This is a genomic window from Cytophaga aurantiaca DSM 3654, assembly GCF_000379725.1.
Classification (GTDB): domain Bacteria; phylum Bacteroidota; class Bacteroidia; order Cytophagales; family Cytophagaceae; genus Cytophaga; species Cytophaga aurantiaca.
Genome location: NZ_KB903666.1, coordinates 123,139 through 144,573 on the forward strand (window position 1 = coordinate 123,139; position 21,435 = coordinate 144,573).

Consider the following 21,435-nt stretch of genomic DNA (forward strand, 5'->3'; position numbering starts at 1 on the left):
AAATGAAGAAATATATATTTATTGCAGCAGCGGTGTTTACAGTCGTATTGAGTTCCTGGTTAACTCAGACAGATCCGTATGTTGCAATGAAAGATGTTGCTGGATTTAAGACGAAGCTGAATCAAAAAAATCAAACCATCACTACACTTTCCTGTGATTTTGTGCAGGAGAAAAGTTTGAGTTTTATGGCGCAGAAAGTGATTTCTAAAGGCATTATGAAATACAAAAAGCCCGATATGATGAAGCTGGAATATACGACACCGTTTCAATACATCATGGCGCTGTATAAAGGCAAAGTAATTATAAAAGACAACGGAAAAGTAAGTAAATACGATTCCAAATCGAATAAAGTATTTAAATACGTAAATGATCTGATGATCCATGCGGTACAAGGGAATGTGGCCGACAGTAAGGAGTTTACGATTGTGTACAAAGAGAATTCCAAAACCTATTTAATGGAAATGACACCTGCGGAAGCAACCATGAAAGAGTATCTAAGCAAGGTGCTGGTTACGGTTTCTAAAACAGATTTGGGTGTGTTAAAAGTTGAAATGACGGAAAAGTCCGGCGATTATACATTGATCACATTTGTCAACCGCGTGTACAATACAGCACTGAAAGATGAAGAGTTTTTGGTTCATTAAAAGCATAAGCAGCTGTATACTTATAGCCCTTGTTGTTTCTTGTGCTCCTCATACATATAAGAAAGCATCGGTTACAACGGTCTATGAACAACCGATCCAATCGTATTTTTTTTCAAAAGATTCCGTTCATTATTTTAAGACCAGCATTGATACCTACGGTAAATCCTTAAGCGGAATACTGGCTGTTCGAAGATTGAATGTAGACACATTAAAGGTTTCCTTTTTTACGGAAGTAGGTGTTACCTTCTTCGATGCGATCGTTACCCACGATTCCTATCAATTGATCCGCTGTATTCCTCAATTAGATTCAAAGGGAGTGATGAATACCATTATAGAAGATATCCGCTGGGTTGTCTTATTCAATCTCAATCAATTGACGGATCCGGTACTTATAAAAACGAGTGATCCGGCTCCTATAGTTCGATCTAACTATCAGGATGTCTTTATCTTTACAGAATTGTCGAAAGATAATCTGCCTTTGCTCGTAACCTATGTGTATGGTTCAAAATTTAAGAGTAAATTTGATATACGATATGATTCCTTTGAAAATTCTATACCCAATAAAATTTTTGTAAGGCATTATAACATTGATCTAAAAATTGACCTGACCGCAATTTCATTTTCGCAATAAATGCTTGTACCAGATTTATACCGTATTCTAAGTCATAAAGCAGAAGCAGAGAGCATTCGAGCAGAAATAGAAATTGATGCAACCCACGAACTGTTTAAAGGCCATTTTCCTTCCGTACCTGTATTGCCGGGTGTGTGTATGGTGCAATGCGTCAAAGAACTGATTGAATATTCGATACAAAAAAAGACGCGTTTGGATAAAGCGGACACGATCAAGTTTTTATCGATGTTAAATCCTGCTGAATCCAATATGGTATCGGCGGAGATTGCATTAAAAGAACATACAGAGGCACGTGTGGTTTTTCAGGCAAGTCTGAAAAGCAACAATCAGGTGCTGTTAAAATATTCAGGGAGCTTATTTATTTTGAATTAGGAAATGGAGCATACAACCCTACATCATAAATTTATTCATTATAAATGTTGCGTTCTTATACCTACGTATAACAATGCAGCAGCTCTTAAAGAAGTTATAAATGGTGTATTGGAATTTACATCCAATATTGTAGTTGTGAACGATGGTTCTACAGACCATACCGCCAAGCTTTTAGAAGAGTATCCTGATCTTCAGGTTGAACATCATCCGAAGAATATGGGTAAAGGTATGGCATTGCGTAGTGGATTTAAAGCAGCTTTTAAAAGCGGCTATCAATATGCTATTTCCATTGATTCAGATGGACAACATTATCCGGATGATCTACATCTGTTCATAGAACAGATCGATGCGCATCCCAATGCCATCATCATCGGTGCGCGAAACATGGATCAGCCGGGCATTCCCAATAAAAGTAGCATGGGAAACCGCGCTTCAAGTTTTTGGTTTTGGGTGATCACTGGTATAAAGCTTTCGGATACACAATCCGGATACCGCTTGTATCCACTGGCTCCATTAAATACCATTCATTTTATAACACGTAAATACGAATTTGAAATTGAAGTGATGGTTCGTTCGTTCTGGAAAGGAGTGAACGTCTTATCCATTCCGATTAAAGTATATTATCCGCCGGATAACGAACGCATTACACATTTCAGACCATTTACAGATGTAACACGCATTACATTATTGAATATTGTGTTTGTTTTTCTTGCTGCATTCTGGTTTACACCGATTCGATTGATAAAAAACTTTTCGTTCAAAGAGTCAAAAAAAAAACTCTATGATCATACCGTAGGCAGTCCGGATTCTATAAGAAAGAAATCCTTGTCTATGGGCTTTGGTGTGTTTATGGGTATTACTCCATTCTGGGGATACCAGATCTGGCTGGCTCTGGGATTGGCGCACGTGTTAAAGCTGAATAAAGTAATTGTTGCGATTTTTTCGAACATCAGCATTCCGCCATTGATTCCATTTATCATCTACGGAAGTTATTATGCAGGAGCTAAGTTGTTGGGTAAATCAACGGATCTTGTATTCTCAACCGATCTTGGTATTCAGGATGTATGGGAGTATTTGCAGCCTTACCTATACGGAAGTTTCCTACTTGCTTTTGTTGCAGGGCTCAGCGTGGGTCTTATTGCATACGCATCGTTCCATCTTGCAGCGAAAGTTTCAGTTAAAAAATAATCAGATACAAGTATGAATAGGATCGTTGTTGCTTGTTATGAATTTTTTAAAATCAGAAGAGTACTTTTCTATTCGATTCTTATAATACTTTTTGCTGTACTCGGATTTTTTTCTTCACGGGTTGCACTGCAAAAAGACATAACGAAAATGATTCCGGATGATGAGGAAACAGCAGGGTACAAATCTGCCATTCAGAACGTCCGTATCTTAGATAAGATCATCGTAAGCTTTGAGGCCGACAGTGCTGGCATGGAAGATTCGTTGATCGCATGTGCAGAAAATTTTGTAGAAGCACTTAGAGCAGACACAACGGCGAGCAGTCTGGTTTCGGATATACGCTACCGCATCGACGAAGAGCGGATGTCCGGTATCTACGATCTGATCTATTCCAATCTGCCGATCTATTTAACAGCTCAGGATTACAAACGCATCGATAGCATCACAACCGATACTGCGGTTAAAAAAATCATCGAGCAGGACTATCACAAATTGATCTCTCCTGCAAGTGTTGTGTTAAAGCAATATGTTTTAAAAGACCCTTTATCTATTTCATCGTCTGCATTTTCGAAACTGCAAGGCATGCAGGCAGAAGATAATTATACATTGCACAACGGTTATATTTTCAGAAAAGATAAAAAAACGCTGGTTGTATTTTTAACGCCGCTATATCCGGGAAGCAACACGGAAGTGAACGGTGTTTTAATTGATGGGATTGATAAGGCACGTGATCAGACTAAGCTACGCTACAGTCAATTTGATGTAACTTATTTTGGATCATCGGCTGTGGCAGTTTCCAATGCACGTCAGATAGAATCGGATATTAAGGTCATCGCAACTGTTTCTTTGATTATCATATTAAGTTTTTTATTCTTCTTTTACAGAAGCTGGTCATTGCCTATTTTAATGATTACTCCGGTTGCATTCGGTGGTGTATTTTCATTAGGACTGATATACTTTATTCAGGGTTCTGTTTCAGCAATAGCCCTTGGTGCAGGATCTGTGATCATTGGTATTGCCTTGGATTACTCGTTCCATGTATTTGCACACTATCAGCATACACGCAATATCCGATCGGTGGTGAATGATGTTGCCGTACCCATGATGATCGGAAGCATATCTACGGTAGGTGCTTTCTTTAGTTTGTTGTATGTGCATTCGGATATCTTAAGCGACTTTGGATTGTTTGCAGGTTTGAGTTTGATCGGTGCTTCGCTTTTCTCTTTATTTTTCTTACCGCATTTAATTGAATCGTTTGCAAAACCATCCGAAAACGAAGAAGGAGTGAAGCATCGCAAGATGGAATTCCTTCTGATAAAATTTATTGCTTTAAAGCCTGAGGCAAACAAGTGGTTTATTGCATTGGTATTGGTGCTGACAGGTATATTCGTTTATTATTCCAACTGGGTAACATTCGACAGCGATCTGTCTCAGATCAATTACATGCCTCAAGAACTTAAAGCCGCTGAAAATAAACTGTATCAAACGGATACAGGCAGTGGTAAAACTGTTTTTTTTATTTTCAGAGGAAAAGATATTTCAGAAGCATTGTATAGAAATGAACATGCACTTAAAGTCATTGATTCATTAAAAGAAGACGTACACATCCATCGCTATGCGGGTATTTCAGGACTGTTACCATCTGATTCGATACAACTGCAGCGCATTGCATACTGGAATGCATACTGGACGCCTGAAAAAATTGCACAGGTAAAAGCATACATAACAAAATATTCCGTGGAGCTGGGCTTCAATGCAAATGCCTTTGAAGTGTTTTTTGAGATGCTGCATGTGAAGCACACAGTAATGAATGCAGAGCACCGCACATTTATGCAGGAAGTATTTTTGAAGGATTATGTACAGTCAGATTCCAGTGGTGTTGCTTTATTAGCAAGTATGCGTCTTCCAATGACTGTGTCCAATGATGTTTATAAGCCTTTTGACCGAATTGAAGGACTAACCATATTAGACAGACAGTTGTTCTACAATAAATTTATGTTGATTGTAAAAGAAGATTTCAATCAGATCCTCATGTCTTCGTCTTTACTGGTGTTTATGATTCTGTTAATTTCCTATGGAAGACTGGAATTAACTTTGATCTCGTTTCTGCCGATGCTGATCAGCTGGTTCTGGATCCTTGGATTGATGGGCATTTTCGATATTCATTTTAATATTGTGAATATTATTATATCCACTTTTGTGTTTGGATTGGGAGATGATTATTCCATTTTTATAACAGACGGACTGCAGAAAAAATATACCGAAGGAAAAGACAATCTGCCATCGTATAAAGTATCTATTTTCTTATCCGCATTCACAACCATTATTGCAATGGGGGCATTGATCTTTGCAAAACACCCGGCATTAAAATCTATTGCGCTGATCTCTATTATCGGTATTGCCTGTGTATTGCTGATCTCAAACACCATCATACCACTGCTCTTCAGATGGTTTATCACAGATAGAACAGATAAAGGAAAGGCTCCATTTACATTAGCTATCTTATTAAGATCTGCAGTCTATATTTTGTTGGCTTGTGTATTGTGCTTTATTGTTGCAGTACATAGACTTATGTTCCGTATGCTGGGGCTTGTCTTAGGCAATAAGTTGGATAGAAAACTTTATAAATGGTTTTTTAATAAAGCAGTAAATCTATTTGTCTTCTGTTGTTTCTTTATGAAAAAGAAGAAACAACATATAAACCTTTCAGCTACTAAGTCGGCAATCATTATCTCCAACGATCAGTCTGTATTGGGCATACTGCTTTTATTGTCTCTAAGTAACAGAATAGTTATTTTGAAAAATGATTATACAACAAAGACATATTTTTCCAGGGTCTTATTATTTCTCCAGGATTTAAAAGGTGCTAATGGATTGCCAGATATAAAATATGTACAAGCATTGATTGCGGAGGGATACATTCCCATACTTATCGGCAATAAGGATAGTCTTGAAGAAGAGCTGAGCGTAGCATTCAATGAAGGGATTGCAACCGCATCCGATATTGTTCCGATTGTTATTGTAGGAACTGAACATTGTTTGGCTAAAAATGATTTCGTTTTAAATCGTGGTGCAGTTGTATTGAAACAACTTCCTTCTGTAAATTCTACTACAGGCCTGAATGCTATATTCAGCGAAGGGTATAAAGAAGTATTGAATAGTTTTTCAATGTCTGTGCACTTCAATAAAATACTTTCATCGTACATCTATAAAAGCCCTGTATTGGAATGGTATTATCGCATTAAGGTAAAGCTTGAAAAATCGTATCAGCCATTTGATACCTTGCTTCCCCAAAAAGGTCTGATCTATGATCTGGGCTGTGGCTATGGCTTCCTGGATTATTTTTTGAATATAAAATCTCCTGAACGTACGATCATTGGCGTAGATTATGATGGAGATAAAATTACCGTTGCAGATAATTCATATTTGAAAAATAGTCAATTAACATTTATTGAAAGTGATGTAATGGCATTATCTATTCAGCATGCAGATGCAGTTGTTATATTGGATGTGCTTCATTATTTGTCTGCTGAAAATCAAAAGAAACTGATCCGTTCTGCCTTTGAAGGCTTGAATACAGGAGGAATCCTGATTATCCGTGATGGAGATAGTTCTCAGATTAAGAAACACAAAGGGACAAAACTCACGGAGTTTTTTTCTACAAAATTAGTAATGTTCAATAAGACAGAAGAAGAACTTTGTTTCTTTTCGTCGCAAGCAATTATTGAAACATTAAAAGATTTTAATGTTGAAGTGAAAATTCTAGACGAAACAAAGTATACCTCGAATGTTGTGTATTATGTAGTGAAGCAGTAATTACTTCTTCACTGCATCTTCACTTGCATCATCATCCGGCTTACCGAGTAAACGGCCCACCAGTAATACAATAAATAAGTTCGACCACACCGCTTCAATAATGCCCAGGTTCTGTATCAGTGGGGATGTTTCTAATATCGCATCGTGCCCACCAATGATGGTCATGCTGTAATAAATACAAATAGAATAACTATCTAATCCCTGCGATAAATTCAACCCCATGCTTCCGGGATTGACTATGTTTACTAAGTCGTATAAACTTCCGAAAGATAATCCGATCATTAAATAAATACAGGCTGCTCCCCATATTTTTTCAGCGGATAATTTTTTACCGGTAAAAATATCATTCACGCAATGATAGATCACCGTTGTTTCAACCGTAAATAAAGAAAGGTGGACAAAGAATAAGTAAGGTCTTTTGCTGTCGTTTGAATCGAATAACTCGAAGAATGGGTTAACCGTAAAAAAGGCAACTGTCATGCCGACAGTAATTAAGGCAAAGAGGCCCATGATCAGCGTATTGTTTAGAGAGAGATTTCGCAAGAGATCCCACAGAACAAAAACATATAAGCCTCCCAATGTTAAAATGAGCAGGTCTCTAAGCATATTCGAAAAACCAATAGAGGCTCCTGAAATAGCCAATGTTTCCCGTAACAGCATAGCTGATAAAATAATCAGTACCTGCAGGTAAACGATGTTCCTGTAATCTTTCTTTTTTTCGTCGTTTAGTTCTTGCGTATTCAGGTTTTGTCGTTGAATATAAGAGAGGTAACGCATCATGGATTCAGTAGTTTGAATTTTCAGTTTATAAAATATTTATCCGTTTTGTCATAGGGGTATAGGACCTATCAATTGTCTAATGTATAGACCCTAAATAGAATTCTTATGTACAAGGCAAGTATCAAGCAAATCTTAATGACAATTTTAGCGAAAGAATTGTTGGTTAAACACATTGAAATTCATGCTTTTGATCGTTTTGATGCTGATTTATTTCTGTCAGACGATGAATTTAACCGCTTGCTTTATTTTGTAGAAATGAATTTCAATATAGACCTTTCTACACAAGATATTACGTTACACGATAGAATGTCGGATTTGGTTGCCTGTATTTATCAGATAACGGTTCTTGACAGACAATATGCTTTACAATCAGCTTAAATGTAACCTGTTATTTAGTAAATAATTACATTTAATTGTATTGTAATATTTTGCTAATAAATAGCCTTATTTTAACTATTAATTTATAGTAACTTACCTATATGAAACATATAAGTAAGTTACTATTTCTTTTTTTAGCCGTTCAGGTAAATGCGCAAAATTTACTTTCCAATCCGGATTTCGAAACCGGCAATACCAATCCATATTTAGTGTGGGTTTCACCGGTTACCGGTTATGCTGCAACAATGAGCATTAGTTCTGTAAATCCACATGCGGGTACAAAAGCATTAATGATGGATGTTACCCAATCCGATCCAACAAATACCAATTACTACGATAAGATCTGGCGAGTACAAGCTACTCAAAGCGGCTTCACAACAACTACAGGAGAGATGCTGCTGTTTTCTTTCTGGGCGCGTGCAGATGCACCGCATACCGTCGAATTTGGTATTACGAAGAACAGTGGTTCTTATGCAGACTATTCAATTGAACAGGTTGATCTGACTACAGAATGGAAAAAATATGAAATGGTTTTTGTAAGTCCGGTTACAGGAACAGATATCCGGATCATCTTTAAATGCGGCAATGCATTGGGCCAATATTTCTTCGACGATGTATCCCTTGTAAGTCAGGGAATCTCTGATCAGACCTGGTATGCACAGGCTCAGACGCGAATTGATCAGGTGCGTAAAGGAGATTTTGTGCTAACAGTAAGAGACCAGAATGGAGATCTTCTTACAAACTGTGATGTGACTGTTCAGCTTAAGCAACACGATTTTAAATGGGGAACAGCCGTAGCCTTTCAAACCAATCCCATCACAGCGGATGAAGTATGGTATCGCAATACGGTAAAAACATATTTCAATAATGCCGTTTTTGAAAACGATTTTAAATGGCCATCTATGGAGTATGCCAATGGCGATGTGAGCTATTCGGGGATTGAACCGTATCTGGATTGGGGCAACCTTGAGAACATCGGTTTCAGAGGACACAATCTTGTGTGGGGTGGTAAACAGGCTTCACCACCGAATTCGTATTGGTTAACACCTTCGTGGTTATGGAATGTATCATCCGATTCAGCGTACAAATTAATTGAAAGAAGAGTTAAAAGAGATGTAACGTATTTCAAAGGAAGAATTCATGAATACGATGTAGTGAATGAAGCTGTGCATGAAAAAGCTTTAGCAAACTGGCTCGGCGACAGTGTGCATGTAATGGCATTTAAATGGGCAAAGCAAGCAGATCCTACTGCAGCTTTATACATCAACGATTATGGGAATATTGATGGTGGTGCCACCTCCATATACAAATCCTATATTCAATATTTGCAGAGCAAAGGTGCACCGGTTGAAGGCATCGGTATTCAGGGGCATTTCAATACACTGATTGATTGGCAGAGTGTGAAACTGCGCCTGGATTATTTAGCTGAATTAGGTTTGCCTTTAAAGATTACCGAATTTGATATCAATGTGAATTCGGTTACGATGACAGATGAAGAGCAGGCTGCGCAATATGCGAAGATGATGCGCATTGCATTTTCACATCCAAAGGTTGAAGGATTTTTATTCTGGGGTTTCTGGGATAGTCGTCATTGGCTCCCGGGTGCCGGTTTATTCAGAACAGATAAGACCGCTAAACCAGCAGCAGATTCTGTCTATAAACTTATTCATACAACCTGGAGTACAACGGCAAATTTAACAACCGATGCAAACGGACAAGTAACGTTCAGAGGATATTATGGAACCTATACCGTTACGGCAGACTGTGCGGCGTCGAAATATGGAGAGACAGAATTAACCAAAATAACGCCAACAAATTCGGTTCAGTTGGATAAGGTTTTGACTACCGGAACACTGGATCAGCAGGCTTCAGGCAGCTTAAAAGCATTTCCAAATCCGGCCTCAAACAGCATCAGTTTTGTTGTTCCTGACAACACACAGGAATCTGTTCAATGCATTTTCATCAATACCCTCGGACAGGAAGTGTCGCGAAATGTGTATCGCGTGAATGGCAATAAAATTGAATGCGATATACACACCTTTAAAGCAGGTATGTATCGGGTATTAATTCAGACACAGGATAAATCCTATGTAACGCAATTTGTAAAGACAGAATAATACGCTTGTTACTGAATACGTGTATAAAAGAACCAAATATTCATTTGGTTCTTTTTGTTTTAACTGCCCGTTAACCTTATCTTTAATGGATTAAATTACCTGAATGAAGAATTATAAAAAATACTATATCATACCTGCTCCTCCGGAAGACGTGTATCTTGCATTGACTGTTCCTACTACCATCTTACTTTGGACGGGCGAAGATGCGGTGATGTCTACCGTTCCCGGATCTGAATTTTCCTTATGGGGCGGAAGCATTGAAGGGAAGAACATCGAATTTGTAGAAGGAAAAAAGATCGTTCAGGAATGGTATTTTGGTGAACAGGAAGAACCATCGATTGTTACGATCATTCTGCATGCCGATAAGGAATCTACTTCGGCCGAACTTCGTCATACAAACATTCCCGATGAAGCCTACGAAGATATGGTTGAAGGCTGGAACGGCCCGTATTTTGGTGCGTTGCAAGAGTTTTATGAAGGCGAATAAATAATACAATACGTACTACAATATATTTAATATGTTAAAAAAAATCTCCCCCGCATTTCTGTTTATTGTGTGCATGTTCTTTTCTGTGCACACCTTTGCCCAAAAAACCATTGTAGAAAAATACGGTCACTTATCTGTTAAAGGAAGTTACATGGTAAGTGAATACGGAGACACCGTTCAGCTGAGAGGCATGTCTTTGTTCTGGAGTCAATGGATGGGGTCGTACTATAACGGAGATGTGGTGAAGTGGCTGCGAGACGATTGGAAATGTACAGTAGTACGTGCTGCCATGGGTGTAGAAATGGGCGGCTATCTTGAAAATCCGGATACAGAAAAATTTAAAGTAATGGAAGTCGTAAATGCTGCTATTGCAAAAGGCATTTATGTGATCATTGATTACCACAGTCATGAAGCACAAAAGAATCCGGCTGCGGCACAACGATTCTTCTCGGAGATGGCAAAGAAATACGGTAATGTTCCGAACATTATTTATGAAGTATACAATGAACCTTTGGCTGCTACTTCATGGAACAAAGAGATCAAGCCCTATGCAGAAGGCGTGATCGCTAAAATACGTATGTATGATTCTACGAATATCATTGTAGTTGGAACCAGACAATGGTCGCAATTGGTATCCGAAGCTGCTATGAATCCGATCAAAGATCCGAAGGTAATGTACACACTTCACTTTTATCCGGGAACACATAAAGAGGAATTGCGTGTGGAAGCAAAAAAAGCATTGGATATGGGCATTGCCTTATTTGTTACAGAATATGGAACATGCGATGCTTCAGGCAACAGTAATTTCAGTCCTGAAGAAACTGCATTGTGGTATGCATTCCTGGATGAACACAAGATTAGCTATTGCAACTGGTCCATTGCTGATAAGGCAGAGACAGCTTCGGCGATTGTTCCCGGAGCGAGTCCTTTCGGAGGCTGGGCAGATTATGACCTTACACCTTCCGGACAATTGGTTCGTGCAGATATGATCTTAAAGAATACTCCGATCTTTGATAGCTTAGTTAAGACGGCACCGGCTTCCGGAAAAAAGAAAAAGAAGTAACACAATAGATTAATACGGAAGAAAGGATATGAAATTTGTGCAATCAATAAAATATTTTTGCCTGCATAGAATTCATATCCTTTTACTTTTTTTTATCTGTGTACAACAGGTACAGGCACAATACGACGATACATCAGTTTATTACCTGAAAGCCAATCTAACGGGTGTCTATAATAAAACGAACACCACGGAATCATACCTTACCAACAACACCGTACGTTTTGCATTTTCCAAAAAGAAAACACTTATAAATGTTTATGGCGGCTGGGTATATGGAAAGCAAAAAACGGGATTGACCAACAACGATTATAATGTGGCAACGGATTATAATGTGTATAATGACAAACAAATCCTTTTTTTCTGGGGATATGGAGCCTACGATAACAGTTATTCATTGAAGATCGACTCTCGTTTGCAGGTTGGTAGTGGTATTGGATACGACGTCCTTAAAAGTGCGGTTTTTAGTCTTTCGCTGAGCGACGGTTTGGTTTATGAGTACAACAACTATGCACCGAGTCCGGATCCGCTTTACAATGATTTTGAAACCTTTCGTAATTCTTTTCGTGTCAAATACCTGCTTTATGTACATAAAGTGATTAAACTTCGGGGCAGCAATTATTGGCAGCAATCATTGGAAAGTGAATCGGATTATATTTTCAAGTTTACCAATTCCATGGAATTTAAAATTAGAAAATGGTTGAGTTTTACCATTGCAACTACTTACAATAAGGTCAACAGAACAAGCAGAGAAAACTTTTTATTAACTTATGGTTTGACCTTTGATAAAACGTTTTGATGCAACAGGAAAACATGGCAACTACATCAATGTATTCCGTATACAGATAAAATTATGCTTGATTGGAAAAAATTATACAGCCCGAAACGTTTGGGTACAGAGAATAGAGTAGAAGCAGATCCGGATTCCATACGCAATCCCTATCAACGTGATTATGATCGTTTGATCTTTTCATCTGCATTCAGAAGGCTACAAAACAAAACGCAGGTGTTTCCATTGCCTGGAAGTATTTTTGTGCACAACCGATTAACGCATAGTCTGGAAGTAGCGTGCGTAGGTAGAAGCATCGGCAGCATCATCGGTCAGCGTATTGCAAAAGAGTATCACAAAGATGATGAAGATTTTCAACGGTTCTACAATTACGAATTAGGATCTGTCATTGCTGCGGCTTGTCTGGCGCACGATATCGGGAATCCGCCTTTCGGTCACTCCGGAGAAAAAGCAATTTCAGCTTACTTCAGAAATCTTTCAACGGAAGAAACGGATCTGTTAAAATCTAAGGTTTCAGAAAACCAATATGCAGATCTGATAAACTTTGAAGGCAATGCAAACGGACTGCGTTTGCTGACACATTCTTTTAATGAAAACTCTGAAGGCGGCATGCGTCTTACGTATACAACCATTGCGTCCATGATCAAGTATCCATGCGAAGCAAAGGCAGGACATCAGAAAAAAAATCTGCATCGGAAAAAATATGGTTTCTTTGATTCCGAAAGAACAACCTTTCAGAAGATCGTTTCAGAATTTGGTCTGTTATCTATTGCCACAGACCAAATCGCATATGCACGACATCCCTTTGTTTACCTGGTTGAAGCAGCTGATGATATCTGTTATCAGATCATCGATTGGGAAGATGCCTATCGTTTAAAAATTATTTCACTTGAAAAAGCCATTGATACCTTATTGCAATTTTTCCCTGAAGAAGGAACACATACACGCTTAAAAGCAGCAAGCATAGTAGATAAGATCGTAGACCCGAATCAAAAGATTGCGTATCTACGTGCGACAGTAATCAATAATTTGCTGGAGCAATGCACGGCAGTATTCTGGCAGCATCGCGAAGAGATTTTAGCAGGTACCTATGAAAAAAGTTTAACCGATGATCTGGCTCCGGAGATCGCAGTTCCATTTAACAAACTGAAAGATATTTCTGTAAAAGAAATATACAACTACCGTTCGGTTGTTGAAATTGAATTGGCAGGCTATAAAATATTAGGCGGTTTGTTGGAAGAATTCATACCGGCGGTGTTGTATCCCGGCAAGCCCAATTCAGAAAAACTATTACAACTATTGCCCTCTCAATTCATTTATGAGGGCGATGATCTGTATCGAAAGTTACAATCGGTGATTGATTTTATTTCAGGCATGACAGATATTTATGCAGTTGATCTGTACCGCAAGATTAAAGGCATTGCACTACCGGAATTGAAGTAAATAAATTACATTTAATTAAATATTGCAATGGTAGCAAAACATTTTTCAATTGCATTTATATGTGGTTTAATCTGTATAGTTTGTACAAGTACTACCAGCATAATTAAACAATCCCAAAGTGCCAATGGAATTTTGACTTGGGAATATAAAAGAGAAGGGCTTGGGAAAGTTCCTATAGAAAGCGCATTTGTATTGTGTTTATATGAAAAAACGGATAGCGGTTATAAGAAAAAGGAACTATTAAAAACGGGCTATTATATTCCGCATTATTCTGATTTTCATTCCCAAATAATTCAGAATAGATACCTGGTTAATTCTAAAGGTGATATTATTGATTTAGTATTAAAAACAGTAATTTTTGATCATATTAATGGTGATATTTTTGAAGATATTTCCGGTGATTCTGTATTCTTTAATCATATCCCATATAATAATAGATTAGCTTTTAGAGTAAATGATTCTATCAGGCATGCAGCGATAAAATCAAGTTCCTATTTTTTTGATCTTCAAAAATGCAAAATTGAAGAACTTCCATCAAATAGAAATATAGATACCCTATGTTTTGCAGTTCACGGATTTATAAGAATTTCCAAAAAGAAATCACCTTGCAGGATGTATGAAGCAACATTTGTATCATCTAACGAGTATGACGGTTGGTATCTTGATGATGATAAATATAGTGGATGTGGATTGGCGAGAATGTTCCCGACAAAAGGATTTATTGTTGTAACTGAAGTGAAATCAGGTGTGCAAATAATAAAACATCCTGCAATTTTTAATTTTGGTTTAAGAACAGTAAATAATTTACCTATTCATTGGATTAACGATTCATTGTTACTTAGTCACGAAGAAAATGGAAATATAATTTTGATTAATGTTGAGGATGGGTCAGTCCAATCATTTGAAAAATTAAAACTTCCCATTCAACATCACTACCCGCCATATTTTAAAACTGACCTAATGGGGAATATTTTTTATTACTGTTCTGTTGAAGGCGAAAAGGTAGATCAATTTAAAATCAACATAGAAAAATTAACATTATCTCCTTCAAATACATTTTATTTGAGCAAAGAATTTCAAATGCTTAGAAGTAATAATGATCCACGGAGTTTGTATGATACAAAGTATTTATTTCATGGAAACGAAATTATTAAAGATAATGGTTTGACTCCAACTTATAGTTTATCTCATAATAAATTGTCTTTTCAACTTAGGGAGATTGTTCCAAGTCGCAACCAATATGATCATTGGAATTCGATCATGATCTTTGATGCACAGAATAAAAAAATTGAAAGAATAAACATTGAATACTTAAAGCAATTTGTTGGGTGGTATTAAAATATTTACTGTTCTTGTTACTTAATAGTTGTTATTTTCGCGTTCCAACAAACTTTTTTTCGGGATTCCGTTCTTTGAATGGAGTATCTTCCAGAAGTATAATCATTTTTGTATCTTCACAAGACGTCAAAGTCCTATTGAGTATATGAAGCGGATATATTTGCTTATTGTTTTTGTGTTTTTTTATCATGCAGTTACTGGGCAGATTATCTTAACAGGTAGTCCTGCGTTAAGTGTGCGTTCGCTTGATTCAACGGATGTGAAAATTAGTGCAATAGAAAGTATCTCAAAGTCAGACTCATTGCTGGTTGTATTATCTGCTTCAGATACAGGGTTGGGATCTTTAACGGATTCGAATTTTGTTAAAAAGAATGTCTGTATCATTTCATTTATTGGCTGCGACGAAGACCACTCTGTTATTTCAGATTTTATGAAATGTTTTTATTTAGAGTATGCGAGTAAGGATAACTATGAGTCCGCATTTTTAAAAGCAAAGACCTATATGTTCAATAAATATCCGAATAGCCCGGTAACACCTATACTAAGGTGTGGTTGATAAAGTCTTATTGCTTTCTATTTCCTTCCGTATTGATTCAATCAGCAACTTTCTTGATTTTTTNAACAAGCCGATAAAAATAGAATTAATAATCGGATAACCTTTTAATGTCATTGCTTCCACAACTTTGACAGTAGTTGTATAGCTGTCTTCAATGAAGGTATAATCAATATCAAGGAATACACCTTTACTCACTTCAGATGTATAACGAATGAGTTTTTCCAGTTCAACGATTTTAACTTCTACGTTATACTCCGGTTTCATTGGAATAAAGCCCCAAAGCTTGAGCGATTCGCGGACGTGATATCTGGTAGTTGAAGAAGCATTTTTTCTTTCGATCACTTCAATCATATAGGGGTGATGTTTGCCAAACAGATGAAAGTCGCTGAAATAAAGGCTTATTTCAGATGTTTTTCCTGGTAAAAGATATTCAAATGCAACACGGGTTATCATCCTGCAAAGTAACAGAAACTACTGTAAATTATCATATTGCTTTATTGGGAACGAATTAATTAAAATGTGTGTTTAAACACGTATATTGAATACTATAACTTGAAACTTAAAAAAGGACATCTATTTTATGGATAGAAGTGATTTTATAAAAAAAGGATTGATGGGTACAGGTATGTTTGTAGCCGCATCTGCAATGGGAAATGTTATAAAAAATGATATTGATGAACTCAAGGAATTGGAGATCTTAGGATTTAATCATATTCCGAATACACAATCTACACTTATGGAAAACGCAGTATTACATAAAGCCGACTCACGTGGCGATGCCAATCATGGTTGGTTACACAGCAGACATACATTCAGTTTTGCAAATTATTACAATCCCGAACGCATGCACTTTGGTGTGTTGCGTGTGTTGAATGACGATATCGTTTCCGGCGGAAGAGGTTTCGGTACACACCCGCACGACAATATGGAGATCATTAGTATTCCGCTTGAAGGAGACTTAGAACATAAAGACAGTATGGGAAATACAACTGTTATCCGTAATGGAGATGTGCAGGTAATGTCGGCCGGTACAGGGATTCAGCATAGCGAGTACAATAAAAATGCGGATAAGCAAGTGAAGTTTTTGCAGATCTGGGTGTTTCCAAATAAAAAGAATGTAACACCACGTTACGATCAGATCACGTTAAAGAGCAGCGATCGTCACAATACATTTCAGCAGATAATTTCACCCAATCCGGATGATGCAGGCGTATGGATTCATCAGAATGCCTGGTTTCATTTAGCACAGTTTGATGCAAATCACAGTCAGGTATATAAAATGAAAGATAAAACGAATGGCTTGTATGTTTTTAATCTGAGTGGGGATATACATATTAACGGACAGGAGTTGACTACCCGCGATGGGTACGGCATCTGGAACGTTGATGAAGTAACGATCAAAGCAGATTCAGCAGCAGAGTTTTTGTTGATGGAAGTACCAATGACGGTTTAAACACAAATTCCAAAACACAAAAAGCAAATTTAAAAAAGAATCTAATATTATTTAGACTTTGGAGTTAATGCTAGTTAAATAGAGTGTATTCTAAAGTAGTTTGGAATTTGTTTTTTGTGTTTTGGAATTTTGTAATACGTAGGTTAAAGGATTAGAATATATACTAAAGATTATACAATTTAAAATGATAAAGCACGCCATTACAAAACATCCCGTACTCGATCTTATTAAAGAACGGTGGAGTGCCCGTTCATTTTCTCCAAAAGAAATTACAACCGAACAGGTACATACCATACTTGAAGCAGCGAGCTGGGCGCCAAGTGCAAACAACGAACAGCCCTGGGAGTTTCAATATGCATTAAAAGGCAGTGCTGGTTTTGATAGCATCTGGAATTGTTTGGCTGCAGGTAATCAACCCTGGAATAAACATGCAGCGGGTTTTATTGTTAGCATTGCACGCAAAACACTTTCTGCAAATGGTAACCCCAATGCAAATGCGGAGCATGATGCTGGTATAGCTACGGGGTATCTTCTTTTACAGGCATCATCTATGGGTATTTACACGCATCCAATGGGAGGAGTTGATAAAGTCAAATTAAGTAATGAGTTGAAATTGACAGAAGATGAAAAAATACTTTGTGTTATTTCATTCGGCTATTTAGACGACGCCGAAAAATTGGAAGAACCATTTAAAGGCAGAGAACTTACCGCAAGAGTTCGTAAACCGTTAGCGGAATTTGTGAAGTTAGTTTCAAGTTACTAGGTTCTAGTTTCCAGGCTAGAGAATTTAAATAACAATGCTCCGTTCATAATGGGATTTTGTTGTTTAATTATAATATGGCAATTGTTTTCTGTCTAGTACCTGGCAACTAGAACCTAGTAACTATAAGTCGATCAGATGCTCTACATCTTTGATCTGTATCAGCAAGGCTTTATTTGAAAGGTAAACTTCAACCGAACACAGAGCAAGAGATAAGAGCATCGAGATCAGACTCAAGCCAAACACCGCATGTACCCATTCATCCAGTTTATAATAAATAAGAAACATAGAAAAGGCTGCAATAAACATGGTAGCAATACCAAGTAGCTGCATATTTCGGATTAAGAAAATTCGTTTTTTTAAGATGCCTATCTGAGCAATGATAACGGTTGATTTTTCTGTCTGATATTGAGAATGTAAAGAGCGTATTCTGTTACTGATCGCAATGTACCTGTTGGTATAAGCCAACAACAACAAAGAAATTGTAGGGAATAGCAGGGCAGGTGTATTTAATGCTAAATCATCCATAATGTTTTATTTCTCTATAAATCTAAAATAATTTTAATAAGAAAGTATGCGGTCTTTGTCTTTCAGACATCCTTTTATTTTTACTGACAACTGACCACTGTTTACTGTCTACTGACCACTGACTCTCCATTTAGATCTGTTGTTAAGATCTCGCTCATATAATCCAGGTAAGGCCGCATTTTTTTGAACGTATTTGAAACCAGTATATGAAAGTTCTTAGATAATACTTCTTCGTTCGTAAAATAGTGCTTTATTATGAATTGTTTGTGGCGTATTAAATCAATATTTTCATCATCTACATCAAATCCTCTTGGAGCTGTTTTAACTTTATCACCCAGCAAACTTCCGAATGTTTTTTTGAAAGAAGCTTCATTCAAAATCTTTTTTAAGGTTTTCGGATCTGCAGATAGATGATTTCTAATATGTAACAGATCTTCTGCATTCGGAGAGAAAAATCCACCTCCTACAAATGAGTTTCCGGGTTCTATATGAAAATAATAACCGCCTCTGCGTTGTTTAGTTGCCCGTCTGAAACCACCGCCGATATTGTTCTTATACGGACTTTTATCTTTAGAGAATCGAACATCGTTATAAATTCTGTATAAACTTTTTTTACCGGAAGGTGTTTCAATCGAATCGTGTTTATTCATTTCTACAAGCAAGATATCTGCAAATGAAACCAATTCTGCGTGTGCAGATTGATATACCAGCTTATTTTTTGTAAACCATTCTTTATTATTGTTTTTTGAAATCTTCTTCAAAAAATCAAAAGGTAAAACCAGGTTATAGTTTGGAGTCATTGGTATAGCGTTTACAATCTGTTCATATATGCTTCCACAAGTTCAGCATTTCATTGTAAAGATACTTGCTTAACTGTAAAAATAATTGGTACATTTATATGATAGGTTAACGATTCCTCTTTATTGAATTACTTTTAAGAGAGATAGACGATTATTTAAATAGAAGATATTTATGAAATTGTGTCCGTGCTGTTCGGGGAAAACATATGATATGTGTTGTCAGACTTTTATAAGCGGTATTTTACTACCTCAAACAGCCGAGCAATTAATGCGTTCGCGCTACACCGCATATACCCGATGCGAGGTAGCTTATATTCTGAATACAACACATCCGCTTACCCGTAAACAATACAATGCAGAATCCATTAAGGCATGGGCTGCATCAAGTGTATGGAAAAAACTGGAGATCTGTTCAACAAAAAAAGGTTGTGCATCGGATACCATCGGCTATGTTGAATTTAAAGCGTATTATTCCGACGCAGAAGGTGATGATCATATTCATCATGAATATTCTTCCTTCGAAAAGATCGGTGCAGGTTGGTTGTTTGTTGAAGGTGAAGTATATTGAAAATATACTTCGTTAAACAATGAATTCTTAAAACATAAAATCCATTACTTACTAAACATATGAAAAACGTAATAGTTCTTTTGATCGCTTTTTGTTTCGCTTCATTTACGTCAAACACTTCTACAGATACCTTTGAAGTGTTGTATGACTCAAAGCCCGTTGTTTTAAAAGAAGGAATTAAATTAGAAGCAGGTAAAACATTGCAGGTTATTAATAAAACCAGTGGTAAAGTATATAAAGTTGAAATTGCTGTGAGCTTAGGAAAACGTCCATGTTATCTAAAAACATATACGAACGAAGAAGCCATGAAACCAATTCTGGTTACGCCGTTTGTAGGCGGTGCCTGTGCAGACGCAAAAATACTGATGTTGACAGTAAATCTTTCTACTTACATAAATATAGCGCTTATTAAATAATGTACGTTATTGTACTTGTGCTGTAGATACTTTTCGAAGCATGAATTTTTCAAGCATTGTTTCAAGTGGTTTTAAAAGAAATGCTATAACTCCTTTGAATGAAATGGCTATAAGGAAACCAATTTGAAGGGCATCAACAAATGGATCAATAAGTGCTTCTGAAACTAAAAAGATACAGATCGCAACGGTCAATACGATAGTTGTTGCCTTACGACTGATCTTCGCTTTTTTTGTTTCTTCTAATGCCTTTTTCAAAAGTGTTATATCCTGTATGGTTCCTACAACTTTTTTTCTATCGGAAAATATATTGTCTTCGCTGCGTTTTTGTATATGAACATATTTATAAATGCCTTCAAACGTTTTTATGCGTAATGTTATCGCGAAGTGTGAATCTTCATAAAGATTTCGCATGAAGCCACTAAGGAGTACCAGATTTTCTTTATATACCTGATGACGCATAAATGCATGCATGGGGAATATACTGTATTCTAATGTGTAATCCAGAATTTTTTGCGCTTGTCCGGAGAGATACAGTTCTCTGGTTTCATCATTATACTCCCAGTTACCAAGTGCAGCAATTTCCTGTGCTTCTGAAAGTCTTAGCTGACTTTCTTTTAATGCATTGATTGCAGCTTCTTTCTCTTTTCGCATTTTGTAAAGTTGCCTGGAGTTTTCAAAACTGAGCCTAAGTATTTCAGGAGTAATATCTGATTTGGAAATATAATCATTAGCCCCTTCTTTCAACAATTCTACTATCGTATGCTCATCTTTTTGTCCGGTCAGCATGATAATCGGAGTGTCAATGCCTTCTGAACGAATTTTATGTAAGACCTCCAGTCCGTTCATTTTGGGAAGATTGTAATCTAAAAAGATGCAGTCAATATTTTCTTTTGCTGCTTCTTTACAGCCAATTATTCCATCTGAAGCATAAATTATTTCTGCATTGATTCCTGAATCGATCAATGTGTTTTCCACAAGTGCGTAATCATCTGCACTGTCATCAATGATGAGAATTCTACTTTCCATAAGCTGTACACGTTAAAAAGATAAATAAAATATTAAAAAATGCGCTGGTAATCTTTCCCTGCTATGCGATAAACTAAATTATAGAGCAGGATACTTCTGAATAGACTTTTAAACTCTATCTAAGATTCTATACGTATTGGTTTTAAAAAAGATTTTTTCCAATTTATAGTTGTCCTCAAATTGTAAGTTGTAACATATAGCCTGGATTGCATAGCTGTCAGCAATGCACCTTTCTTTGAATTCAATATACATATTTGATGTATTTAACAAAAAGATATTTTTAAGAA

At 36.8% G+C, this 21,435-nt stretch carries 21 protein-coding genes; 17 read left to right on the forward strand and 4 right to left on the reverse strand.

The window, feature by feature from the left end; all coding sequences use genetic code 11:
* Positions 1–2: 2 nt before the first annotated feature.
* The 5 genes from lolA2 to A3EE_RS0119565 are packed head-to-tail and all read left to right on the forward strand — an operon-like array spanning position 3 to position 6,648.
* Complete coding sequence (gene lolA2 / locus A3EE_RS0119545; protein WP_018345141.1) at positions 3–644, forward strand: flexirubin biosynthesis/transport protein LolA2; 642 nt, start codon at positions 3–5, stop codon at positions 642–644.
* Positions 622–1,275 (forward strand): flexirubin biosynthesis protein LolB2, encoded by a 654-nt coding sequence (gene lolB2 / locus A3EE_RS0119550; protein WP_018345142.1) that lies wholly within the window; start codon positions 622–624, stop codon positions 1,273–1,275. Before lolA2 ends, lolB2 begins: the two co-directional genes overlap by 23 nt.
* Positions 1,276–1,647 carry an ApeI family dehydratase gene (locus A3EE_RS0119555; RefSeq protein WP_018345143.1) on the forward strand — a complete coding sequence of 124 codons (372 nt, stop codon included), beginning with the start codon at positions 1,276–1,278 and terminating at the stop codon, positions 1,645–1,647.
* Between the two features lie 3 nt (positions 1,648–1,650).
* On the forward strand, positions 1,651–2,835 hold the full coding sequence (locus tag A3EE_RS0119560; protein WP_018345144.1) for a DUF2062 domain-containing protein: 1,185 nt from the start codon (positions 1,651–1,653) through the stop codon (positions 2,833–2,835).
* 12 nt (positions 2,836–2,847) lie between these two features.
* Positions 2,848–6,648, forward strand: coding sequence for an MMPL family transporter (locus A3EE_RS0119565; protein ID WP_018345145.1), 3,801 nt, complete (start codon positions 2,848–2,850; stop codon positions 6,646–6,648).
* Here the strand turns inward: A3EE_RS0119565 and A3EE_RS0119570 are convergent, their stop codons facing one another.
* The gene (locus tag A3EE_RS0119570; protein ID WP_018345146.1) at positions 6,649–7,428 is read right to left on the reverse strand and encodes a hypothetical protein; all 780 of its coding nucleotides are present in this window, start codon (positions 7,426–7,428) and stop codon (positions 6,649–6,651) included. It abuts the gene before it with no gap.
* A gap of 105 nt (positions 7,429–7,533) precedes the next feature.
* On the opposite strand from A3EE_RS0119570, the gene A3EE_RS0119575 reads away from it, so the two are divergent.
* The 10 genes from A3EE_RS0119575 (at position 7,534) to A3EE_RS0119625 (ending at position 17,813) form a co-directional block, all read left to right on the forward strand.
* The gene (locus A3EE_RS0119575) at positions 7,534–7,806 is read left to right on the forward strand and encodes a hypothetical protein (protein WP_018345147.1); all 273 of its coding nucleotides are present in this window, start codon (positions 7,534–7,536) and stop codon (positions 7,804–7,806) included.
* 101 nt (positions 7,807–7,907) lie between these two features.
* Complete coding sequence (locus A3EE_RS0119580; protein WP_018345148.1) at positions 7,908–9,923, forward strand: endo-1,4-beta-xylanase; 2,016 nt, start codon at positions 7,908–7,910, stop codon at positions 9,921–9,923.
* A 103-nt stretch (positions 9,924–10,026) separates the two neighbouring features.
* Positions 10,027–10,410 (forward strand): SRPBCC domain-containing protein, encoded by a 384-nt coding sequence (locus A3EE_RS0119585; protein ID WP_018345149.1) that lies wholly within the window; start codon positions 10,027–10,029, stop codon positions 10,408–10,410.
* A 31-nt stretch (positions 10,411–10,441) separates the two neighbouring features.
* Entirely contained in the window at positions 10,442–11,473 is a 1,032-nt protein-coding gene (gene cel5B / locus A3EE_RS0119590) for a processive endoglucanase Cel5B (RefSeq protein WP_026209882.1), read from the forward strand.
* Between the two features lie 28 nt (positions 11,474–11,501).
* Positions 11,502–12,269, forward strand: coding sequence for a DUF481 domain-containing protein (locus A3EE_RS0119595; RefSeq protein WP_018345151.1), 768 nt, complete (start codon positions 11,502–11,504; stop codon positions 12,267–12,269).
* A gap of 54 nt (positions 12,270–12,323) precedes the next feature.
* Positions 12,324–13,703: a deoxyguanosinetriphosphate triphosphohydrolase gene (locus A3EE_RS0119600; protein WP_018345152.1), complete on the forward strand. Its 1,380-nt coding sequence runs from the start codon at positions 12,324–12,326 to the stop codon at positions 13,701–13,703.
* Between the two features lie 27 nt (positions 13,704–13,730).
* A complete protein-coding gene (locus A3EE_RS0119605) occupies positions 13,731–15,041 on the forward strand; it encodes a hypothetical protein (RefSeq protein WP_018345153.1) in 1,311 nt (436 codons plus the stop codon).
* A 145-nt stretch (positions 15,042–15,186) separates the two neighbouring features.
* Positions 15,187–15,597 carry a hypothetical protein gene (locus A3EE_RS0119610; RefSeq protein WP_018345154.1) on the forward strand — a complete coding sequence of 137 codons (411 nt, stop codon included), beginning with the start codon at positions 15,187–15,189 and terminating at the stop codon, positions 15,595–15,597.
* A 580-nt stretch (positions 15,598–16,177) separates the two neighbouring features.
* The gene (locus A3EE_RS0119620; RefSeq protein WP_018345156.1) at positions 16,178–17,050 is read left to right on the forward strand and encodes a pirin family protein; all 873 of its coding nucleotides are present in this window, start codon (positions 16,178–16,180) and stop codon (positions 17,048–17,050) included.
* Positions 17,051–17,234: 184 nt separating this feature from the next.
* On the forward strand, positions 17,235–17,813 hold the full coding sequence (locus tag A3EE_RS0119625) for a nitroreductase family protein (RefSeq protein ID WP_018345157.1): 579 nt from the start codon (positions 17,235–17,237) through the stop codon (positions 17,811–17,813).
* A 120-nt stretch (positions 17,814–17,933) separates the two neighbouring features.
* Here A3EE_RS0119625 and A3EE_RS0119630 read toward each other — a convergent pair whose 3' ends face one another.
* Together A3EE_RS0119630 and A3EE_RS0119635 are read right to left on the reverse strand one after the other, a co-directional pair.
* Positions 17,934–18,338, reverse strand: coding sequence for a DUF2721 domain-containing protein (locus A3EE_RS0119630; protein WP_018345158.1), 405 nt, complete (start codon positions 18,336–18,338; stop codon positions 17,934–17,936).
* A gap of 101 nt (positions 18,339–18,439) precedes the next feature.
* Positions 18,440–19,099, reverse strand: coding sequence for a DUF2461 domain-containing protein (locus A3EE_RS0119635; RefSeq protein WP_245553877.1), 660 nt, complete (start codon positions 19,097–19,099; stop codon positions 18,440–18,442).
* 211 nt (positions 19,100–19,310) lie between these two features.
* Here A3EE_RS0119635 and A3EE_RS0119640 point away from each other — a divergent pair, with 211 nt between their 5' ends.
* Together A3EE_RS0119640 and A3EE_RS0119645 are read left to right on the forward strand one after the other, a co-directional pair.
* Positions 19,311–19,706, forward strand: coding sequence for a YchJ family protein (locus A3EE_RS0119640; RefSeq protein ID WP_026209884.1), 396 nt, complete (start codon positions 19,311–19,313; stop codon positions 19,704–19,706).
* 59 nt (positions 19,707–19,765) lie between these two features.
* Positions 19,766–20,122 (forward strand): hypothetical protein, encoded by a 357-nt coding sequence (locus tag A3EE_RS0119645; RefSeq protein ID WP_018345161.1) that lies wholly within the window; start codon positions 19,766–19,768, stop codon positions 20,120–20,122.
* Positions 20,123–20,128: 6 nt separating this feature from the next.
* On the opposite strand, the gene A3EE_RS0119650 is transcribed toward A3EE_RS0119645, so the two are convergent.
* Entirely contained in the window at positions 20,129–21,148 is a 1,020-nt protein-coding gene (locus A3EE_RS0119650; protein ID WP_018345162.1) for a response regulator, read from the reverse strand.
* Positions 21,149–21,435: the final 287 nt, after the last annotated feature.

Excerpts from the sequence above, each read along its gene's own strand:
- lolA2 (WP_018345141.1), top strand. The coding sequence starts at position 3 with ATGAAGAAATATATATTTATTGCAGCAGCGGTGTTTACAGTCGTATTG.
- lolB2 (WP_018345142.1), top strand. The coding sequence starts at position 622 with ATGAAGAGTTTTTGGTTCATTAAAAGCATAAGCAGCTGTATACTTATA.
- A3EE_RS0119555 (WP_018345143.1), top strand. The coding sequence starts at position 1,276 with ATGCTTGTACCAGATTTATACCGTATTCTAAGTCATAAAGCAGAAGCA.
- A3EE_RS0119560 (WP_018345144.1), top strand. The coding sequence starts at position 1,651 with ATGGAGCATACAACCCTACATCATAAATTTATTCATTATAAATGTTGC.
- A3EE_RS0119565 (WP_018345145.1), top strand. The coding sequence starts at position 2,848 with ATGAATAGGATCGTTGTTGCTTGTTATGAATTTTTTAAAATCAGAAGA.
- A3EE_RS0119570 (WP_018345146.1), bottom strand. The coding sequence starts at position 7,428 with ATGATGCGTTACCTCTCTTATATTCAACGACAAAACCTGAATACGCAA.
- A3EE_RS0119575 (WP_018345147.1), top strand. The coding sequence starts at position 7,534 with ATGTACAAGGCAAGTATCAAGCAAATCTTAATGACAATTTTAGCGAAA.
- A3EE_RS0119580 (WP_018345148.1), top strand. The coding sequence starts at position 7,908 with ATGAAACATATAAGTAAGTTACTATTTCTTTTTTTAGCCGTTCAGGTA.
- A3EE_RS0119585 (WP_018345149.1), top strand. The coding sequence starts at position 10,027 with ATGAAGAATTATAAAAAATACTATATCATACCTGCTCCTCCGGAAGAC.
- cel5B (WP_026209882.1), top strand. The coding sequence starts at position 10,442 with ATGTTAAAAAAAATCTCCCCCGCATTTCTGTTTATTGTGTGCATGTTC.
- A3EE_RS0119595 (WP_018345151.1), top strand. The coding sequence starts at position 11,502 with ATGAAATTTGTGCAATCAATAAAATATTTTTGCCTGCATAGAATTCAT.
- A3EE_RS0119600 (WP_018345152.1), top strand. The coding sequence starts at position 12,324 with ATGCTTGATTGGAAAAAATTATACAGCCCGAAACGTTTGGGTACAGAG.
- A3EE_RS0119605 (WP_018345153.1), top strand. The coding sequence starts at position 13,731 with ATGGTAGCAAAACATTTTTCAATTGCATTTATATGTGGTTTAATCTGT.
- A3EE_RS0119610 (WP_018345154.1), top strand. The coding sequence starts at position 15,187 with ATGAAGCGGATATATTTGCTTATTGTTTTTGTGTTTTTTTATCATGCA.
- A3EE_RS0119620 (WP_018345156.1), top strand. The coding sequence starts at position 16,178 with ATGGATAGAAGTGATTTTATAAAAAAAGGATTGATGGGTACAGGTATG.
- A3EE_RS0119625 (WP_018345157.1), top strand. The coding sequence starts at position 17,235 with ATGATAAAGCACGCCATTACAAAACATCCCGTACTCGATCTTATTAAA.
- A3EE_RS0119630 (WP_018345158.1), bottom strand. The coding sequence starts at position 18,338 with ATGGATGATTTAGCATTAAATACACCTGCCCTGCTATTCCCTACAATT.
- A3EE_RS0119640 (WP_026209884.1), top strand. The coding sequence starts at position 19,311 with ATGAAATTGTGTCCGTGCTGTTCGGGGAAAACATATGATATGTGTTGT.
- A3EE_RS0119645 (WP_018345161.1), top strand. The coding sequence starts at position 19,766 with ATGAAAAACGTAATAGTTCTTTTGATCGCTTTTTGTTTCGCTTCATTT.
- A3EE_RS0119650 (WP_018345162.1), bottom strand. The coding sequence starts at position 21,148 with ATGGAAAGTAGAATTCTCATCATTGATGACAGTGCAGATGATTACGCA.